This is a genomic window from Neobacillus sp. CF12 (assembly GCF_030348765.1).
In the GTDB taxonomy this organism is placed as follows: domain Bacteria; phylum Bacillota; class Bacilli; order Bacillales; family Cytobacillaceae; genus Neobacillus.
Genome location: NZ_JAUCEU010000007.1, coordinates 3817341 through 3836451, shown reverse-complemented (window position 1 = coordinate 3836451; position 19111 = coordinate 3817341). Strand labels below are relative to the sequence as shown.

The window sequence follows — 19111 nt, the reverse complement described above, 5'->3', positions numbered from 1 at the left end:
TTCTGCTTTTACTTAAAAGTCTTCCCATATAAAAAGCCTTGCAACCGCAAGGCTAATTGTTTTATACATTAAAACGGAAGTGAATAACATCTCCGTCTTTTACTAAATACTCTTTTCCTTCTAAACGGACCTTTCCTGCTTCCTTAGCCGCATTATAGCTTCCTGCTGCTAAAAGGTCATCATAAGAAACCGTTTCAGCACGAATAAATCCACGTTCAAAGTCAGAGTGAATTACGCCAGCACATTGTGGGGCTTTCATTCCATGTCTAAACGTCCAAGCACGAACTTCCTGCACACCTGCAGTAAAATAAGTAGCTAAACCAAGTAAGTTATACGCTGCACGAATTAATTGATCGAGTCCAGACTCTTCAATTCCAAGCTCTTCAAGGAACATTTGCTTTTCTTCGCCTTCAAGTTCAGATATTTCTTCCTCGATTTTCGCACAAACCACAATTACTTCAGCATTATCTGCGGCAGCAAACTCACGAACTTTTTGTACATATTCATTACCAGATGGGTCAGCAATATCATCCTCACCCACGTTTGCTACATAAAGGACAGGCTTTATTGTTAATAGATGAAGCATTTTTGCAATTTTCATTTGTTCTTCCGTAAATTCAACCGTTCTTGCTGGTTTTTCAGCTTCAAAAGCATCGCGAAGCATGGAAAGTACTTCAAACTCAGCCGCTGCATCTTTATCCTTTTGTTTCGCTAATTTCTCAACACGGCTAATCCGTTTTTCAACAGACTCCATGTCTGCAAGAATTAATTCCAAGTTTATTACTTCGATATCTGAAATTGGATCGACTTTACCCGATACGTGGGTAATGTTATCGTCCGCAAAGCAGCGGACAACCTGACAAATCGCGTCTACTTGACGGATGTGTGAAAGAAATTTGTTCCCTAGACCTTCACCTTTACTCGCACCTTTTACAATTCCCGCAATATCGGTGAATTCAAAAGCTGTTGGTACAGTCTTTTTCGGTTGTACTAACTCGGTCAATTTATTAAGACGGTGGTCTGGTACTTCAACAATTCCTACGTTTGGATCAATTGTACAGAACGGGTAATTAGCTGATTCAGCCCCAGCCTGTGTGATTGCATTAAATAATGTAGACTTACCAACATTCGGCAAACCTACAATTCCTGCTGTTAATGCCATTTACTTTCACTCCTCAAAAAATATATCTATTTTATAAAAAATTACGTACAAAATTATTAAAAAGCCTCTCACAATTATAGGCATTAGATGCTAAAAAGACAAGAACAACAAAAACTGGTGCACGAGGCACCAGTTAGGTTATTTTTTCAATATTCACCAAGCAATCATACAAAGTACTGCCAAGACCATTATCAGATTCTCCGCTTGAAGTCAGGTTATTAACGGAACCGCCAAACTGTTTCCAAATTCCTTCATCGATATTAATCGTATTAGGATGTGCCTTTGGCAAAATGGAAAGAATGCCCTTTACTTCACCGCGATTATTCCACACTCTCACTAAATCTCCATTCTGTAGATTCTTATCACCAGCAATGTTCGCCGCAACTTCCACTTTTAACTCAGGTGTTTTAGGAAGGAGATTATAGTTTTGAGAATGGTTAGACCTTAAAGGATGTATGGTTAATAAGTTATATGGGAATTCTTTAGCCAGTTTCGGATTATTCCACTTTGATTCTTCTGGAACCGCCAATTTCAGCTGACCTTCGTCACCTTTATTTATGGATTTGAACTCATATTTTCCAGATTCAGTTTTGAACTGATAATCCGTCCACGGAACTGATTTCACAGGCAGTTCGAGCGTATGCCGTTCCTTAAGGTTATCTAGGGTCATTCCCTTTTTGGCTAACGACTGAAGAGACTTCTCTAGCAGTTGTTTTCTCGTAAACTGAAAATCCTCACTAAATCCTAGTCTTTGTGCAAGCTGTGTCCAAATCCATAAATCCGACTTTGCTTCTCCAGCTGCTGAAACAAGTTTCGGACCGTAATTGACATAATGATGGTACATAGAAGAATAATATAGATCTTCTTCCTCAAATGAGGTTGTAGTTGGCAAGATATAATCCGCCAAGCGCGCTGTATCTGTCATAAACTGTTCGATCACCACAAGTGTAGATACAGAGGTAAATGCCTTTTCTACAATAGATGAATCTGGGACCTGTGTTAATGGATTACCACAGGTAACGATGATCATTTTTATTTCTGGGTTAATGGCAGCAAGGACTTCCTCTGCTTGCTTCATAATCGAAAACTGTCTATGACTGGTTTTTCGTTCATTCATTGTTAAATTTGCAACATCAAAACTTTGACCAACTTGCAGATTTGCATAATTAGCACCTCCGCCTGGGATCCCTATATTGCCGCTTACGGCTACAAGGGCATCAATTAATCGGATGGTATTTCCGCCATTTTTGTATCGTTGGAGGCCAAGTCCCATAAAAGTTGATGTAGGCCGATCTGTAAATACCTTGGCTAATAGATGAATCTGTTCAATTGGCACCTCTGTCATTTCACTTATTTGTTCGAGTGAAACACTATTAACCAATTTTTCAAGATCCTCAAATCCATAAGAGTAGCCGGTAATAAAGTGACGATCTTCCAATCCTAATCGGAGAATCTCCTTTATCACCCCAACTGCTAATAAACCATCCATTCCAGGTTTAACGGATATATATTCATCTGCTATTTTTGCAGTAGCGTTAAATAGTGGGTCAATAACAAAGATATTAGCTCCTTTTTTCTTTACTTCTAAGAGCTTTTCATAAAAATGCATATTCGTCCGTGCTACATTTCTTCCCCAGATAACAATGTTTTTACTATTTAAAACATCCTCTGGTTCATGACCATAGGCATCGCCGAAATCCCATTTCTGTGCCTCAATTCCTGCACCCCAACAGAGTGAACCATAAAGTTCCGTTGCACCGCCATAAGCATTAAAAAATCGTTGATCCAGATTTTTTAGGATCCCGTTGTTTGCATAATCATGACTATGGAGGACAGCTGTGGAACCATATTTATTTTTAATCTTCGCCAACTTAGAGGCGATTTCATCAAGTGCCTGTTCCCATGATATTTGTTTAAATTCACCATTCACCTTTTTTAAGGGATAGAGAATCCGCTCACTAGAATTGGTTCTAGTCTCGAGCATTCTGCCTCTGCCGCAAATTTTCCCCTTGGTTATGGGGTGGGTAGGGTCACCTTCAACTTTGATTACTTTATCATTTTCTATTGTTACATGAAAACCACAGCTGTCCCAGCAATTCAATGGACATGCTGACTTAACAATACTCGCCACGACTCCGCCCCCAATACCTACTTTTTAACTAGGATAATATAGTTAACAAAAAAAAAGAAGCATAAACTATTGCTCATGCTTCACCAATATTTTCTTCATTTTCCTTGAAAATTCGCGCCTTGGTATCATTACACTATGATCGCAGCCTTCACATTTAATTCGAATATCCATTCCCATACGAATAATTTTCCAACGGTTCGTCCCGCATGGGTGCTGTTTTTTCATTTCAACGACATCATTTAACCCAAATTCCTTTTCTTCCATTGAAACCCTCTCCTTTTAAACACTAGGTTCATTGATATTACCAGAATTCTTTGAGTACATGACCATACGTGGATATGGAATTTCAATTCCATGCTCATCTAAACATTGTTTTATATCTCTTTTTATATCCCTAGAAACCGCCGCATGTTTCATTGGCAATGTTTCCGCCACGATCCGCAACACAACCTCTGATGGTCCTAGTGTTTGAACGCCTAAAAGCTCAGGTGTTTTTGTTAATTCTTCATATTTCCCTGGCATACTTTCAAGTAACTCCCGTATGATATTTTGTGTCTTATCAATATCCTCTTCGTACGCAATCGCTATGTCAATAATAGCAAGACTATTATTTAATGAGAAATTAGTAACTTGAATGATACTTCCATTAGGGAGGATGTGTACTTCTCCAGTCCAGCTTTTTAATTTTGTTGTCCTTAGCCCAATAGCTTGGACGGTTCCTTCAAATTGATCGATTCGAACATGGTCTCCCACTGAAAATTGATCCTCGAAGATGATAAAGAAGCCGCTTATTACATCTTTAACAAGACTTTGAGCTCCAAATCCAACAGCGAGCCCGACGACTCCAGCCCCAGCAATTAACGCTTTTACATCGATAGTTAAGACAGAGAGAATCATCATAAAAGAAATAAAATAAACAACATAGGTTAGAACATTATCGAGTAGTTTTGATAGGGTTTCTTCCCTTCTTTCTGAAGTCTTTAAGGGAGAACGAGTTCTAATTTTAAATATATTATCAATTGCTACGCTTCCTAACTTTATGAGGATTTTTGCAACAATCATAATGGCAATAATTTTTAACAGACCTTCCCCGATCGCCAGCCATGTATCTTCATTTTGGAATTTATCAACAAATCTTTGAACGATTGGATGCATTTAACACCATTCCCCCTCTAACCTTTTGAATCATACTTATTTTAACAAGTTTCTTTTGTAGTTAATAGTATTGTGATTTATTCCTTTTTTCAACTTTGGAATATCTTTCATTCAATATGTATAGATTTTCTTAATATTCCGTATACTATTAAAAAGAAAAGCAGAACCGAGGAGTGTACTTATGAATCTGAAACCTAGTTTCTTTGATAGGAGGGCCAATGCGCAGCGAATACTCCATGATGATTTTCAGGCAGTTGAAAATCTTTCAATGGAATTAATAAAGTTCCTGCCAAGGACATCAGGGCGTCCTATTGTATTTGTTTGTATTGGAACTGACCGCTCAACAGGAGATTCATTAGGACCACTTGTTGGATCATTTTTAGAGGAAAAGAACATTCCTTCCTTTCATGTTTATGGGACGTTAGATGAACCGATTCATGCTGTAAATCTAGATGAACGTTTGAAGCAAATAACGATAAAACATCATAATCCTTATATTATCGGTATTGATGCCTGTTTAGGCAGGATGAAAAACATTGGAGTCATTCAAGTTGGCGATGGACCTGTTAAACCTGGTGCTGGTGTGAACAAGGAACTTCCCGCAGTCGGTGATATTCATATAACGGGTATCGTTAACGTCAGCGGCTTCATGGAGTTTTTTGTCTTACAAAATACCCGGCTTAATCTCGTAATGAAAATGGCAAAAACCATTGCGAATGCAATTTATCAAGCGAGTATTCTCCATTCAAAGGGAAGACTGCAGGAACTAATACAGGAAGAGCAGAAAAAAACCAATTAAAGAGCAGTCGGGATTAGCCCAATTGCTCTTTTTGTTTTAACAAATATTGTGAAATTCTATAAATATAGTTTATATAAGTAGAGAACGGTAACAATAAACCCAGTCACAATAATAGCAGGAAGGAGGTTTGCAACCTTTATCTTCACTAATCCAGTTAGATTTAACCCGATAGCAAAAATCATGACACCGCCTGTAGCTGTCATTTCAACTATAAACTGATCCATCAGTACCTGGGGAATAAAGGTGTTAATTTGAGTCGCGAATAACGCAATCAACCCTTGATAGAGCATAACTGGAATTGCAGAAAAAATAACGCCTACTCCAAGAGTAGAAGTTAATATAATTGAAGTGAAACCATCAATTAGCCCTTTTGTATACAAGACATCATGATCACCTCGGATCCCGCTGTCAAGTGCACCAATAATTGCCATAGCCCCGATTACAAAAATTAAAGTTGCCGTAACAAAACCTTCTGCAATACTACCTTTTCCCGTTGACCCTTTCCCAGTAGAACCTATTTTCTTTTCCATCCAAAGCCCAAGTTGATTCAGCTTTTCTTCCAATTGCATGAGTTCTCCAAAAACCGCTCCCATGACTAAACTAATAATTACAATTAGGAAGTTCTCACTTTTCAAGCCCATTTGAAGTCCTAGCACAATCACTGACAATCCGATAGCATACATTACTGTTGTTTTCATACTTTCAGGAATTCGGTGCAGTAACTTTCCAATTAACACTCCCACTATAATCAGTAACCCGTTTACAAGCGTTCCTAATAAAAACATCCACTATTCACCTATTCTTCGTATCTCGAAATTTATAATAGTATTAAACTATCATTTTTTATGGCAGTTGAAAAGTAATTTATTTATGAAAAAAAATAAACCATCGATCGATGGTTTACAATGATTCTTCCTGACCCAGCATTTCAAGAATCCGTTCTAAATCCTCTTTTGAAAAAAATTCAATTTCAATTTTACCTTTATTTTTAGACTGCTTAATATTTACAGTTGTACCAAACCGTTCACGGAGGGAGTGTTCACGCTCTTGAAGAAACACATCCTTTTTCTTTTCAGGCTTTTTTGTTTCACGTGGAACATTTTCATTTAACTGTTGAATGAGTTTTTCCAATTGGCGGACATTCAATGACTCTTGAACAATTTTATCTACTAAAGCCGGTAACTTTGCTTTCTGACGTAGTCCTAATAAAGCCCGGCCATGGCCCATTGAGATTTTCTCTGTTGAAATTAACTCCTGGATTTTTGGAGGAAGAGAAAGAAGGCGAATATGATTGGCCACATGCGGGCGGCTCTTCCCTAATCGCTTTGCGACCTCTTCTTGAGTGAATTTTAACTTTTCCATTAATGTTTGGTATGCTTGTCCCTCTTCAATCGGGTTCAAGTCTTCTCGTTGTAGATTTTCTAACACAGCTAATTCCATCATTTGCTGTTCTGTTAACTCCCTGACAACTGCAGGGATGGTAGCCAGTTTTGCTTCCTTAGCTGCGCGAAAACGCCTTTCACCAACAACAATTTCATAACCTTTAATGCTTTTTCTGACCACAAGGGGCTGGAGAATTCCATGCTCTAAAATGGATGCTTTTAACTCATCTATAGCCTCTTGTTGGAAGGTTTTACGTGGCTGATAAGGATTCGGACGCAATTCTTTTAAATTAATTTCCTGGACAGTCTCTTCCTTATCGGCTTCGATATTTGTGAAAAATGCATTAATGCCTTTTTTTCCGAGACCTTTAGCCATTTGAGACCACTTCCTTTGCTAGATCTAAATAAACTTCTGCCCCACGAGATTTTGAATCATACGTAATAATTGGTTCGCCATGGCTCGGTGCCTCACTTAGACGTACATTTCTTGGAATTATGGTTTTATAAACTTTATCTTGAAAGTACTTCTTAACTTCTTCTATTACCTGAATGCCTAAATTGGTTCGGGCATCGAGCATCGTTAATAATACGCCTTCTATTTTCAAGTCTTGGTTTAAGTGTTTTTGCACTAGACGTACAGTATTTAATAATTGACTTAAACCTTCTAAAGCATAATATTCACATTGCACAGGGATTAACACAGAGTCAGAAGCGGTTAAGGAGTTGAGCGTCAATAATCCTAAAGATGGTGGACAATCGATAATGATATAATCAAATTGGTCTTTTACCTCTTCTAAAGCTCGTTTTAATCGAACCTCTCTCGAGATAGTAGGGACCAGTTCAATTTCTGCTCCTGCTAGCTGTATGGTAGCTGGAATTGCGTATAAATTTTCGACGGAAGTTGGTTTAATAACATCCTTTGCTTCCACATCGTCTACTAAAACATCATATATACACTGTTCTACATCCGCTTTATCAATACCAATACCGCTCGTTGCATTCCCTTGTGGATCAATGTCTACCAATAAAACCTTTTTCCCAATGTATGCTAAGCAGGCGCCTAGATTGACAGAAGTCGTTGTCTTTCCGACTCCGCCTTTTTGATTCGCGATTGCAATGGTTTTGCCCACGATGTCACCTACCTTGTTTCAAATAATATCTGTAATTCTAGTAAAATTAACTAGTAAAACTAGTAATATAAAATTTCCATGCTATTTATTTTATCATGAAACTGATTTATTGTTATTTTTTTTCATAAAATATTAGCGAAGTTTAAAAGTAAATACTTCCATCTTTTTACAAACATGGAGTGAAGTATACATTTTAGAATACAAAAATAAAAACCAAACTACTGAAAAGTCTGGTTCCATTTTGTGATTATTTTATTTTTTCTTTGGTATTTTTATTGTAAATTGATAGTACTCTTCAAATTCCTCTTCATGTGAGTCAAGATTTATTCCGTTATCTGACACCATGGTTAATGATTGCCGAATGGTGTTTACAGCAATTCTCATATCTTTGCTGAAAGCTTTCCTTTTCGGCTTTGGTTTTTGATTTTTTTCTTCTAATATCCGAGCAACTCTATCTTCCGTTTGCTTTACATTAAGATTTTTTTCGATAATATCTTGTAAAAGCAAAACCTGTTTCTCTGGATCCTTTAATGGAATCAGTGCTCGGGCATGCCGTTCTGTTATTTCTTTATTTAACAAAGATTCTTGAATAGTCTGAGGCAGCTTTAAAAGCCTTAGCTTATTAGCAACTGTTGACTGACCTTTTCCAAGACGCTGTGCAAGCGCTTCTTGCGTTAAGTTGTGCAGTTCCAGCAGCTTTCCATAGGCGATAGCCTCTTCAATTGGAGATAACTCTTCCCGTTGCAGGTTTTCAATTAAGGCAACAGATGCAGTTTCAGTGTCTGAATAATTTTTTATGATTGCTGGTGCTTCATTCCAGCCGAGCTTCTTCATTGCCCGCCAACGGCGCTCCCCGGCAATGATTTCATAATTCCCATCAAACTGTCGGACCACAATGGGCTGAATGATTCCGTGTGTATGAATTGTTCGTGATAATTCCTCTATTTTTTCATCATCGAATACGGTTCGAGGCTGAAAACGATTTGGAACAATACTATCAATCGGAATCTTTTTAATTTCTTCATTTTTTACAATATCTAGTTCTTCTTCAAGCTCATTTTCAAGCTCATTTTCTAACTCAACCTTTTGATCTCCCTTTTCGCCGAGGCCAAAAAAGCGTGAAAACGAATTCTTCATCCCCAACACCACCTTTACGAAACTCCCTATTACTTATTCGCTATATTACAGTTTTCTTCCTGCCTAACCTGTTGTTTTATTTAACTATTTAACTGGAAATTATTCGATTGGCATTTTCCCCGGTGTTCCAGGTTTTCGCGGGTATTTTTTCGGCGTTTGCTTTTCTTTTTTTATCACCAGGATATTCCTTTCACTTTCTTCCATGGGTAAAGTGAAGGTAAACTTCTGTTCTAGTTTTCCACCAAGCGTTGTAATTGCCTTTTGTCCTGCTGTTAGTTCATCATTCGCATGAGCTGCTTTCATTGCAATAAAGTGACCTCCTACTTTTACAAGTGGCAGGCAAAGTTCACTAAGAACGGACATTCTGGCAACCGCTCTAGCTGTCACGAGATCATATGATTCCCTATGGGATGGATTAACCCCAAAGGTTTCAGCTCGGTCGTGAATAAAATGGACATTTTCCAAATTTAGCACATTTGCTAAATGATTTAAAAAGGAAATTCGCTTATTTAATGAGTCAACGATGGTTACCTCTAAGTGTGGAAAGGCAATCTTTAATGGAATACTGGGAAATCCAGCACCTGCACCAACATCACAAAGGTGAAATGGCTTTGTAAAATCAAAATAAAAAGCCGCAGAGATGGAATCATAGAAATGTTTTAAGTACACATCACTGCGTTCGGTGATGGCAGTTAGGTTCATTTTTTCATTCCACTCAACCAAGGTTTGAAAGTACTTCTCAAATTGATCTATCTGCTTATCGGTAAGGGTAATTCCCTTCTCAAGAAGCATAGCTTTGAATTGTTCAATGTTCATCAGCAAAACTTCCTCTATTAGTATAAATTATTGGCTGTGTTAGACTTGTCCGTTGATTTCCACTCCACTAAGGAATGCTTCTTGGAATAGTCATCGCAGTGACAGGCAGTCTTTGCCTGTCACGAGCACTTCGCTTTCCACAGGCGGTACGGGGAGCCTCCTCGGCCCCGTCCTCCCGCAGGACTTTGAATTTCATCCTTGAATCTGCCCACGCACGAAGAAAATGCGATAGCATTTTCAAGGAGTCTTCGTGCCTTCCGTTCCAACCAAAAATATAGTTATCGCACAGCCAAATTATGGATTACTCGTTTTTGCTATTTTTCCTTGTTCTAGATATATAAGAAGTATTGATATATCGGCTGGGTTGACTCCTGCGATTCTGGAAGCTTGGGCAAGTGATAATGGTTTGATTTGTTTTAGTTTTTGCTTCGCTTCTGTTGCAAGGCTTGAGATGGAATCATAATCAATATTCTCAGGAATTTTCTTATTCTCCATTTTCTTTAATCGTTCAACCTGCTGAAGTGATTTTTCTATATATCCTTCGTATTTGACTTGAATTTCTATCTGTTCCTTAATCTCAGGATCTAATTCTACTTCACTTGCTGTTAGACTTTCAATGTGTTCATAGGTCATTTCAGGTCGTTTTAATAAATCTGAAGCAAGAATTCCATCTTTGAGTTCACTGCCGCCAGTACTTCTAATTAGCTCTTGAACTTCTTTCGTAGGCTTTAATCTAATGGATGAAAGTCTTTCCTTTTCTGCCTCAATTGCTGCCTTTTTGGCTAAAAATCTTTGATAACGCTCCTCGGGAATAAGCCCTATCTTATGCCCAATTTCAGTTAATCGTAAATCTGCATTATCATGGCGTAATAGCAATCTGTATTCTGCCCTGGAAGTTAACAGTCGGTAAGGTTCATTTGTACCTTTGGTTATTAGATCATCGATTAACACGCCGATATAAGCATCGGAACGGCTAAGAACTAATGGTTCTTTTCCAAGAGCACTTAGGCCAGCATTTATTCCTGCCATAATCCCTTGTCCTGCTGCTTCTTCATAACCTGATGTTCCGTTAATTTGACCTGCAGTAAAAAGATTTTTGACAACCTTCGTTTCAAGTGTTGGCCAAAGCTGAGTTGGATTAATAGCATCATATTCAATCGCATAACCAGATCTCATCATTTGTACATTTTCTAATCCCGGTATACTTTTGAGAATTTGCTGCTGAACATCTTCAGGCAAACTAGTAGATAATCCTTGAACATAAACTTCCTGCGTTTTTCTTCCTTCTGGCTCAAGGAAAATTTGATGGCGCGGCTTATCATTAAATCGGACGACTTTATCCTCAATCGATGGACAATACCTCGGACCCGTACCTTTTATCATTCCAGAATACATTGGCGAACGATGGAGGTTTTGATCAATTAATAAATGGGTTTGCTCATTTGTATACGTTAACCAGCATGGAAGTTGGTCAGTAATATATTTTGTTGTTTCATAAGAGAAAGCTCTCGGAGTTTCATCCCCAGGCTGGATTTCTGTTTTACTGTAATCAATCGTATGGCTATTAACCCGTGGTGGAGTTCCAGTCTTAAACCGAACCAGTTCAAATCCAAGTTCCTCTAAATGCTCAGATAACTTAATGGAAGGCTGTTGGTTATTAGGACCACTTGAATATTTCAATTCCCCTAGAATAATTTCACCACGAAGGTACGTACCAGTCGTAATAACTACCGTTTTGGCACGATAAATCGCTCCTGTTTTTGTGATAACCCCAACACAGATACCATCCTCAACGATTAATTGCTCAACCATTCCTTGAAGAAGTGTGAGGTTTGGAGTGTCTTCAATCGTTCTTTTCATTTCGTACTGGTAATCAACTTTATCTGCTTGCGCGCGTAATGCGCGTACCGCAGGGCCTTTTCCAGTATTCAACATCCTCATTTGAATATGCGTTTTATCTATATTTCTTCCCATTTCTCCGCCTAGTGCATCTATTTCCCGGACAACAATCCCCTTAGCGGGTCCTCCAATTGATGGATTACACGGCATAAAGGCAACCATATCAAGGTTTATCGTAATCATTAGTGTTTTTGCACCCAAACGTGCAGCTGCGAGGCCGGCCTCACAGCCAGCATGACCGGCACCAATGACCACAACGTCAAAATTACCTGCTTCGTATGACATCTCTTTCCTCCTTTTTAACTCTTTTTCTACTTTCCAAGACAAAATTGCGAAAATAGCTGATCAATTAGACTTTCGTGAACACTATCACCGATGACTTCGCCGAGCAATTCCCACGTTCTTGTAATATCTATTTGTACGATATCTATGGGAGTTCCCATTTCTACCCCTGCAATCGCTTCTTCAATACTATTTAAACTTTGTCCGATCAAGGCGATGTGACGACTATTTGATACATACGTCATATCTCCCGATTCAATAGAACCAGCAAAAAATAGCGAGGATATTGCCTCCTCAAGCTCATCGACACCACGATCCTCAAGTAATGAGGTAGTTACGATTTTATGCTCTTCAGCCAATTCCTTAACGCGTTCCATATCAATTTTAGGTGTAAGGTCTGTCTTATTAATAATGACAATAACGTCCATACCTTTAACAGCCTCAAAGAGATTTTCATCCTCTTTCGTAAAGGCATCTGCATAATTAAGAACTAACAGTATTAAATCAGCTTCTTTTAATACCTGTCGAGATTTTTCTACTCCAATTCTTTCAACAATATCTTCCGTTTCCCTTATTCCCGCAGTATCTAACAGTCTTAGCGGCACCCCGCGAACATTAACATATTCCTCAATGACATCACGGGTTGTCCCTGGGATATCCGTGACAATCGCTTTATTTTCCTGAACAAGACTATTTAAGAGTGAAGATTTGCCGACATTAGGACGGCCGACGATTACTGTTGAAAGGCCTTCACGCAAAATCTTACCTTGTTGAGAGGTTTGTAATAGCTTTTTCAACTCATCTCGAACATACATCGCCTTTTGCAATAACATCTTATGTGTCATTTCTTCAACATCATCATATTCCGGATAATCTATATTTACTTCGACATGCGCGAGAATTTCTAAAATTTCCTGTCGCAAGCCTTTAATTAATTTTGATAACCGGCCTTCCATTTGTCCTAGGGCCACATTCATAGCACGATCCGTCTTTGCCCTTATTAAATCCATAACTGCTTCTGCCTGAGATAAATCAATCCGTCCGTTTAAAAAGGCCCTTTTTGTGAATTCGCCAGGTTCTGCAAGTCTAGCACCATAAGCTAATACGTGCTGCAACACACGATTAACAGAAACAATTCCACCGTGACAATTTATTTCAACTACATCCTCTTTTGTAAAAGTTTTTGGTCCCCTCATAATTGATACCATTACTTCTTCAATCACTTGTTCGGTCTTCGTATCAATTAAATGTCCATAATGGATTGTATGTGTTGGAACCTCTGTTAACCTTTTACCCGAGACGCTTCGAAAAATTTGATCCGCGATCTTAATGGAATCATCGCCGCTCAATCGTACAATTGCAATTGCTCCCTCACCCATCGGTGTTGATATGGCAGCTATCGTATCAAATTCCATTACTTTCACCACTCTTTATAAAATTTATCTTATATAAAAACAAAGTATTTTTACTCCAAATTATTAGAATACCACATCTGCCCTTTTTTTGAAAAACCAGAAATCCTACATTGAATTATCCACAATCCGTTAAATGTCTACGTATTATTTTAACTTATCCACATGTGAATAACAATAAAACAAGATATTTCATATAATTGTTATAAACATGTCCATTTTAATGCAAATTTCGACAACACAAAAAAAGACATCCCTGTAAAAAAGGATGTCTTTTGTTCATTTTATCGAACTGGAGAAATAACGATATGTCGGTGTGGATCCGATCCATCTGAAAAAGTTTTCACTCGTTTATTATCGGATAAAGCTGTGTGAATGACTTTACGCTCGTATGAAGGCATTGGTTCCAAAGCTACATCTTTACCAGACTTTACAGCCTTTAAGGCAAGTCGATGCGCTAATTGAATCAACGTATCATTTCGTCGATTTCGGTAGTCTTCAGCATCTAAAATAACCGTTAAGTATTGATTAGAAAAGCGATTAATGATTAATTGCGTCAAATATTGAAGAGAATTCAATGTTTGTCCTCTTTTTCCAATCAAAAGTGCAATCTTTTCTCCTGTCAAAACGAAAAGAACTTGTTTTCCGTCTCGTTTGATTTCAATTTTAACGGGAGCTCCCATTTGTTCACTGACTTGAAGAAGAAACTTCTTTGCTTCTTCAAGTGGATCAATGATAACGGTAACCTTAACGACTGCAGGGCGTGAACCAAAAATACCAAAAAATCCTTTTTTTCCTTCATCAATAATTGCTACATCTGTGCGGTCTTTTGTTGTATTTAATTGAGCTAAAGCTGATTCTACTGCTTCTTCGACAGTTTGTCCGGTAGCAGTTACTTGTTTCACTTTTTTGCTCCTCCCGCTTTACCGGATTCTTTCGCCAATTTCAGATCCGGTCCTTTAATGAAATAGGTTTGGACTATCATAAAAATATTTCCTACTACCCAATACAATGAAAGGGCTGCTGGGAAACTAAAGGCAAAAACGACAATCATAATCGGCATCATCCAAAGCATCATCGCCATTTGAGGATTATGCTCTTGACCGGCCATCATCATTTTTTGCTGAATAAAAGTAGTAATACCTGCAATGATTGGCAGTAGATAAAATGGATCTTTATCTCCTAAATCAAACCAAAGGAAACTATGATCAGCAATTTCTCTTGTTCTTGAAATTGCATGGTAAAAACCAATTAAGATTGGCATTTGGACGATTAATGGAAAACATCCAGCCATTGGGTTTACTCCGTGTTTTTGAAAAAGTGCCATTGTTTCTTGCTGTAATTTCTGTTGTGTCTTCTGATCTTTTGAACTGTATTTTTCTCGAAGCGCCTTCATTTCTGGCTGCAATGCCTGCATCGCTTTTGAACTTCTTGTCTGCTTAATCATCAATGGCAGGATTGCCAATCGAATTAAGATCGTAACAACAATTAATGAAAGACCAAAGCTTCCGCCTAGTAATTCCGCCCCTTTTACAATAATCCAGGATAGCGGGTAGACAATGTATTCATTCCAAAAGCCTGTACTTTCAGCACTAATTGGCTTATTAATTTCTGTACACCCTGTTAGAAAGAGAAAAACAGAAACAATACCAATCAACAGTAATATTCGTTTTTTCAACCGAATTTTCCTCCTTGAACAATATATATACTATTTAAGTATGAATACCTTTTAAAAAAATATAACCGTTTGGTTTATTTCATAGGTATTTTACCATCTTTTACATTAATTTGCTTCTTATTTTTGATAGGAAACCTCTATATTTTGGCAAACTATCTCTTGATTAAAACTTTCCCCACTTTAAGGACATGAGTTAAACTCTTTTTCACTTCAAAAAAGTCCATGTCAGCTGTAGGTTTTCTTGCAATAATCACATAATCATTCCCAGGAACAATTAGGTCGGATAATTCAAAAATAGCTTGTCTTATGTATCTTTTAATTTGGTTTCTAGTGACGGCATTCCCTATCTTTTTGCTTACAGAAAGCCCAATTCGAAAGGAGTCCTGTCCCTCTTTCTTCAGACTATAGACAACAAATTGCCGATTTGCGAATGATTGTCCCTTTTGAAATGCCTCTTGAAATTCTTTGTTTTTCTTCACGCGTAATTCTTTCTTCATAGAAAACACCTTCCATCTATACCAAAACTTTTTCCATTGAGAAAGATATCTATTAGAAAAAAGACCACTGATGTTTCAGTGGCCTAGGCTGATAATACTTTTCTTCCCTTTTGACGACGGCGTGCTAGAACTTTACGTCCGTTAGCAGTGCTCATACGACTGCGGAAACCGTGAACTTTACTATGTTTACGTTTATTTGGTTGATACGTTCTTTTCATTATATGACACCTCCCTGAGGAATAGCTGTTAAAGACAGTCTAACTTATTATAAGGAGCGACCTCGATATTGTCAACCACTCATAAAATATTGTTCCCCAGCTCCAATTTTTTTTTGCAGCAAGATCTTCTCTATTAAGAAACATTATAAACATACTCCTTATATTTAAAAATTTACCTGTGGATATTTTTTTCGACTATTTTTTCACCGTTTCACAAGATATTGACAGTTTTTGCACAGGAACCACTACTTGTGGACAAGTTTTAATCACATATTGTTACAGTTGTGGATAAACCATGAAAAGGCATTGCGTACCTGTCTTTTATTTGATATTATATTTGTGTTTTCACTCTGAATAACTTCGTCTCTAAAATATGTTATCCACAAATTGTGGATAAGGTGTGGACAAGTTGTTCTAGCATACTGCAGAAACTTGTCCACAAGCGGTGGATATTGTCGAAACTCCACTTTATTTCCTATAATATGTTTTTCCACAACCATTGTTTCGTATATTTATAAATTAGTAGGTTGTACAGCTTGTATAACGCTGTTTTTTCACTTATCTTTTGTTTATTACAAATGGGGATACTATGTACGTCTTTGTGAAAAAATATCACTATATATATGGAGTTTAGACGAAAACAAACTGCAAAATGCATTTCATAGATAGATAAAAAAGAAAAAAAAGGAGGGACAACCGTTGGAGAATATTGCGGATCTTTGGAATGCTGCTCTAGCCAATATTGAGAAGAAGATTAGCAAGCCTAGTTTTGACACCTGGCTGAAGTCCACAAAGGCCCATTCCCTTCAAGGCAATCTACTTGTGATTACTGCTCCTAATGAATTTGCACGAGATTGGCTCGAGGAGCGCTATTCCCAGTTAATCGCTGGTATTCTTTATGAGATTACTGGAGAGGAACTATCAGTAAAGTTCATTATTCCGCAAAATCAAAAAGAGGACGACCCAGACTTGCTTTTGCCAGCTAAAAAGGCCAAAAGAGAGGAAGATCAGCATGATTTTCCGCAAAATATCTTAAATCCAAAATACTTGTTTGATACGTTTGTCATAGGTTCTGGCAACCGATTTGCTCATGCTGCTTCCCTTGCTGTGGCCGAAGCGCCAGCCAAAGCGTACAATCCCTTATTTATTTACGGGGGCGTTGGATTAGGAAAAACACACTTAATGCATGCGATTGGACATTATGTTTTAGAGCATAAACCTAACGCTAAAGTTGTTTATTTATCCTCAGAAAAGTTCACGAACGAATTTATCAATTCTATTCGTGACAATAAAGCAGTAGAATTCCGCAATAAATATCGAAACGTTGATGTGCTGCTAATTGATGATATTCAGTTTTTAGCCGGAAAAGAATCAACACAAGAGGAATTTTTCCATACATTTAATACTCTTCATGAAGAAAGTAAACAAATCGTTATCTCTAGTGATCGACCGCCTAGAGAAATTCCAACACTTGAAGACCGTCTGCGCTCACGTTTTGAATGGGGACTAATCACGGATATTACTCCACCAGACTTAGAAACGAGAATTGCAATTCTAAGGAAAAAAGCTAAAGCAGAAGGATTAGATATACCAAATGAAGTAATGCTCTATATTGCAAACCAAATCGACACAAATATCAGAGAGCTCGAGGGAGCACTCATTCGGGTAGTCGCCTATTCTTCGTTAATTAATAAAGATATAAATGCAGATTTAGCATCAGAAGCACTAAAAGATATCATTCCTAGTTCCAAGCCAAAGGTGATTACAATCCATGAAATTCAGAAAACGGTTGGGGAACATTTCAGCGTAAAGCTTGAGGATTTTAAAGCAAAAAAGCGAACGAAGTCTGTAGCATTTCCTAGGCAGATAGCTATGTATTTATCGCGTGAATTAACAGATTATTCATTGCCAAAAATAGGAGAAGAGTTTGGAGGGCGTGATCATACCACGGTTATCCATGCTCATGAAAAGATTTCTAAACTCTTGCAGACTGATTTACAATTGCAGAAGCAGATGAAAGAATTAAATGAACTGTTGAAAGTTTAATTGAATTGTGAATAACTTGTCCTAGTTTATGCACAGTCTATCCACATGTGGATAGACTGTGTTTCCATTGTAAAAAGTGAGTTATCCACATACTAACAGGCCCTACTAGTACTTCTACTGTTTTTTTATTTAAAAAACTTATTATTATATGTTTAGGAAAATTCATTTATTCGTGTATTTAGAAAAAAATTGCTGGGAGGCTTATGAAATGAGATTTATTATCCAACGGGACCGCCTTGTTCAAAGTGTCCAAGATGTAATGAAGGCTGTCACATCAAGAACGACGATCCCCATTTTGACAGGAATAAAAATTACAGCTAGCAGCGAAGGAGTCACCTTAACCGGAAGTGATTCAGATATTTCAATTGAATCTTTTATTCCAAAAGAGGATGCTGGAGATGAAATCGTTGAGATTAAACAAAGTGGTTCAATTGTCCTTCAAGCAAAATTCTTTAGCGAGATTGTTAAAAAACTGCCAACAGATAGTGTTGAGATTGAAGTACTTGGGTCATTACAGACCGTTATTCGTTCTGGCAAATCGGAATTTAATTTAAACGGCCTGGATGCTGAGGAATACCCTCACCTGCCACAAATAGAAGAAAATAATAAATTTCATATTGCGACAGATTTATTGAAAATGATGATCCGCCAAACCTTTTTTGCAGTGTCCACCTCAGAAACACGCCCCATCTTGACAGGTGTAAACTGGAGGATTGAAAATGGCGAACTAAACTGTATTGCAACAGATAGTCACAGACTGGCGTTAAGAAAAGCGAAAATCGAAACGGAAAACAATGAAAGTTACAATGTAGTCATTCCAGGTAAAAGTTTGAACGAACTGAGTAAAATCATTGATGACTCTAACGAATTAATTGATATTGTTATTACCGAAAATCAAATTTTATTTAAAGCAAAGCACCTTTTATTCTTTTCAAGATTATTAGAAGGAAATTATCCTGACACATCCAGACTAATTCCAAACGAAAGTAAAACCGAAATCGTTGTTAATACTAAGGATTTTCTTCATGCCATTGATCGTGCTTCCCTGCTGGCACGTGAAGGTAGAAACAATGTAGTAAAACTTTCAACAATCGACAGCGGTGTTATCGAAATTTCTTCTAACACACCAGAGGTAGGTAAAGTAGTCGAGGAGATTCAAAGCCAATCGATTGATGGTGAAGAATTAAAAATCTCCTTTAGCGCTAAATATATGATGGATGCTTTAAAGGCACTAGAAGGTACGGATATAAGAGTGAGTTTTACTGGAGCAATGCGCCCATTTGTTATTAAACCACTGCATGATGAAACGACTCTTCAGTTAATTTTGCCAGTTAGAACTTACTAGGATAGACCTCACAAAAAGTCAC

At 37.7% G+C, this 19111-nt stretch carries 18 protein-coding genes; 3 read left to right on the top strand and 15 right to left on the bottom strand.

The window, feature by feature from the left end:
* Window positions 1-61: 61 nt before the first annotated feature.
* The 4 genes from ychF to QUG14_RS18305 form a co-directional block, all read right to left on the bottom strand.
* Window positions 62-1162, bottom strand: coding sequence for a redox-regulated ATPase YchF (ychF, locus tag QUG14_RS18320; protein WP_289341888.1), 1101 nt, complete (start codon window positions 1160-1162; stop codon window positions 62-64).
* Window positions 1163-1295: 133 nt separating this feature from the next.
* A complete protein-coding gene (locus QUG14_RS18315; RefSeq protein ID WP_289341887.1) occupies window positions 1296-3293 on the bottom strand; it encodes a molybdopterin-dependent oxidoreductase in 1998 nt (665 codons plus the stop codon).
* A gap of 66 nt (window positions 3294-3359) precedes the next feature.
* Complete coding sequence (locus QUG14_RS18310; RefSeq protein ID WP_095247385.1) at window positions 3360-3557, bottom strand: DUF951 domain-containing protein; 198 nt, start codon at window positions 3555-3557, stop codon at window positions 3360-3362.
* 15 nt (window positions 3558-3572) lie between these two features.
* A complete protein-coding gene (locus tag QUG14_RS18305; RefSeq protein ID WP_289341886.1) occupies window positions 3573-4448 on the bottom strand; it encodes a mechanosensitive ion channel family protein in 876 nt (291 codons plus the stop codon).
* A gap of 181 nt (window positions 4449-4629) precedes the next feature.
* Here QUG14_RS18305 and yyaC point away from each other — a divergent pair, with 181 nt between their 5' ends.
* Complete coding sequence (gene yyaC / locus QUG14_RS18300; protein ID WP_289341885.1) at window positions 4630-5247, top strand: spore protease YyaC; 618 nt, start codon at window positions 4630-4632, stop codon at window positions 5245-5247.
* A 56-nt stretch (window positions 5248-5303) separates the two neighbouring features.
* On the opposite strand, the gene QUG14_RS18295 is transcribed toward yyaC, so the two are convergent.
* The 11 genes from QUG14_RS18295 to rpmH form a co-directional block, all read right to left on the bottom strand.
* Window positions 5304-6032 carry a DUF554 domain-containing protein gene (locus QUG14_RS18295; RefSeq protein ID WP_289341884.1) on the bottom strand — a complete coding sequence of 243 codons (729 nt, stop codon included), beginning with the start codon at window positions 6030-6032 and terminating at the stop codon, window positions 5304-5306.
* A gap of 115 nt (window positions 6033-6147) precedes the next feature.
* Window positions 6148-7005, bottom strand: a complete 858-nt coding sequence (locus QUG14_RS18290) for a ParB/RepB/Spo0J family partition protein (protein WP_289341883.1) — start codon at window positions 7003-7005, stop codon at window positions 6148-6150.
* Window positions 6998-7759: a ParA family protein gene (locus tag QUG14_RS18285; protein ID WP_289341882.1), complete on the bottom strand. Its 762-nt coding sequence runs from the start codon at window positions 7757-7759 to the stop codon at window positions 6998-7000. Before QUG14_RS18285 ends, QUG14_RS18290 begins: the two co-directional genes overlap by 8 nt.
* A 252-nt stretch (window positions 7760-8011) precedes the next feature.
* A complete protein-coding gene (gene noc / locus QUG14_RS18280; RefSeq protein WP_289341881.1) occupies window positions 8012-8896 on the bottom strand; it encodes a nucleoid occlusion protein in 885 nt (294 codons plus the stop codon).
* 99 nt (window positions 8897-8995) lie between these two features.
* The gene (gene rsmG / locus QUG14_RS18275) at window positions 8996-9712 is read right to left on the bottom strand and encodes a 16S rRNA (guanine(527)-N(7))-methyltransferase RsmG (protein WP_289341880.1); all 717 of its coding nucleotides are present in this window, start codon (window positions 9710-9712) and stop codon (window positions 8996-8998) included.
* 294 nt (window positions 9713-10006) lie between these two features.
* Window positions 10007-11896 carry a tRNA uridine-5-carboxymethylaminomethyl(34) synthesis enzyme MnmG gene (gene mnmG, locus QUG14_RS18270; protein ID WP_289341879.1) on the bottom strand — a complete coding sequence of 630 codons (1890 nt, stop codon included), beginning with the start codon at window positions 11894-11896 and terminating at the stop codon, window positions 10007-10009.
* Between the two features lie 26 nt (window positions 11897-11922).
* The gene (gene mnmE, locus QUG14_RS18265) at window positions 11923-13308 is read right to left on the bottom strand and encodes a tRNA uridine-5-carboxymethylaminomethyl(34) synthesis GTPase MnmE (protein WP_289341878.1); all 1386 of its coding nucleotides are present in this window, start codon (window positions 13306-13308) and stop codon (window positions 11923-11925) included.
* 281 nt (window positions 13309-13589) lie between these two features.
* A complete protein-coding gene (jag, locus tag QUG14_RS18260) occupies window positions 13590-14210 on the bottom strand; it encodes an RNA-binding cell elongation regulator Jag/EloR (RefSeq protein WP_289341877.1) in 621 nt (206 codons plus the stop codon).
* Window positions 14207-14983: a YidC family membrane integrase SpoIIIJ gene (spoIIIJ, locus tag QUG14_RS18255; RefSeq protein ID WP_289341876.1), complete on the bottom strand. Its 777-nt coding sequence runs from the start codon at window positions 14981-14983 to the stop codon at window positions 14207-14209. Before spoIIIJ ends, jag begins: the two co-directional genes overlap by 4 nt.
* Before the next feature lie 152 nt (window positions 14984-15135).
* On the bottom strand, window positions 15136-15480 hold the full coding sequence (rnpA, locus tag QUG14_RS18250) for a ribonuclease P protein component (RefSeq protein WP_289341875.1): 345 nt from the start codon (window positions 15478-15480) through the stop codon (window positions 15136-15138).
* Between the two features lie 83 nt (window positions 15481-15563).
* Window positions 15564-15698: a 50S ribosomal protein L34 gene (gene rpmH / locus QUG14_RS18245; protein WP_192654778.1), complete on the bottom strand. Its 135-nt coding sequence runs from the start codon at window positions 15696-15698 to the stop codon at window positions 15564-15566.
* A 699-nt stretch (window positions 15699-16397) separates the two neighbouring features.
* On the opposite strand from rpmH, the gene dnaA reads away from it, so the two are divergent.
* Window positions 16398-17744, top strand: a complete 1347-nt coding sequence (gene dnaA, locus QUG14_RS18240; protein WP_289341874.1) for a chromosomal replication initiator protein DnaA — start codon at window positions 16398-16400, stop codon at window positions 17742-17744.
* A gap of 208 nt (window positions 17745-17952) precedes the next feature.
* A complete protein-coding gene (dnaN, locus tag QUG14_RS18235) occupies window positions 17953-19089 on the top strand; it encodes a DNA polymerase III subunit beta (protein WP_289341873.1) in 1137 nt (378 codons plus the stop codon).
* Window positions 19090-19111 lie beyond the last annotated feature (22 nt).

Bases quoted from the DNA above. Each gene is read 5' to 3' on its own strand.
- noc (WP_289341881.1), bottom strand. From the start codon at position 8,896: ATGAAGAATTCGTTTTCACGCTTTTTTGGCCTCGGCGAAAAGGGAGAT.
- QUG14_RS18305 (WP_289341886.1), bottom strand. From the start codon at position 4,448: ATGCATCCAATCGTTCAAAGATTTGTTGATAAATTCCAAAATGAAGAT.
- QUG14_RS18290 (WP_289341883.1), bottom strand. From the start codon at position 7,005: ATGGCTAAAGGTCTCGGAAAAAAAGGCATTAATGCATTTTTCACAAAT.
- QUG14_RS18295 (WP_289341884.1), bottom strand. From the start codon at position 6,032: ATGTTTTTATTAGGAACGCTTGTAAACGGGTTACTGATTATAGTGGGA.
- rpmH (WP_192654778.1), bottom strand. From the start codon at position 15,698: ATGAAAAGAACGTATCAACCAAATAAACGTAAACATAGTAAAGTTCAC.
- yyaC (WP_289341885.1), top strand. From the start codon at position 4,630: ATGAATCTGAAACCTAGTTTCTTTGATAGGAGGGCCAATGCGCAGCGA.
- ychF (WP_289341888.1), bottom strand. From the start codon at position 1,162: ATGGCATTAACAGCAGGAATTGTAGGTTTGCCGAATGTTGGTAAGTCT.
- QUG14_RS18310 (WP_095247385.1), bottom strand. From the start codon at position 3,557: ATGGAAGAAAAGGAATTTGGGTTAAATGATGTCGTTGAAATGAAAAAA.
- mnmE (WP_289341878.1), bottom strand. From the start codon at position 13,308: ATGGAATTTGATACGATAGCTGCCATATCAACACCGATGGGTGAGGGA.
- rnpA (WP_289341875.1), bottom strand. From the start codon at position 15,480: ATGAAGAAAGAATTACGCGTGAAGAAAAACAAAGAATTTCAAGAGGCA.
- mnmG (WP_289341879.1), bottom strand. From the start codon at position 11,896: ATGTCATACGAAGCAGGTAATTTTGACGTTGTGGTCATTGGTGCCGGT.
- rsmG (WP_289341880.1), bottom strand. From the start codon at position 9,712: ATGAACATTGAACAATTCAAAGCTATGCTTCTTGAGAAGGGAATTACC.
- dnaN (WP_289341873.1), top strand. From the start codon at position 17,953: ATGAGATTTATTATCCAACGGGACCGCCTTGTTCAAAGTGTCCAAGAT.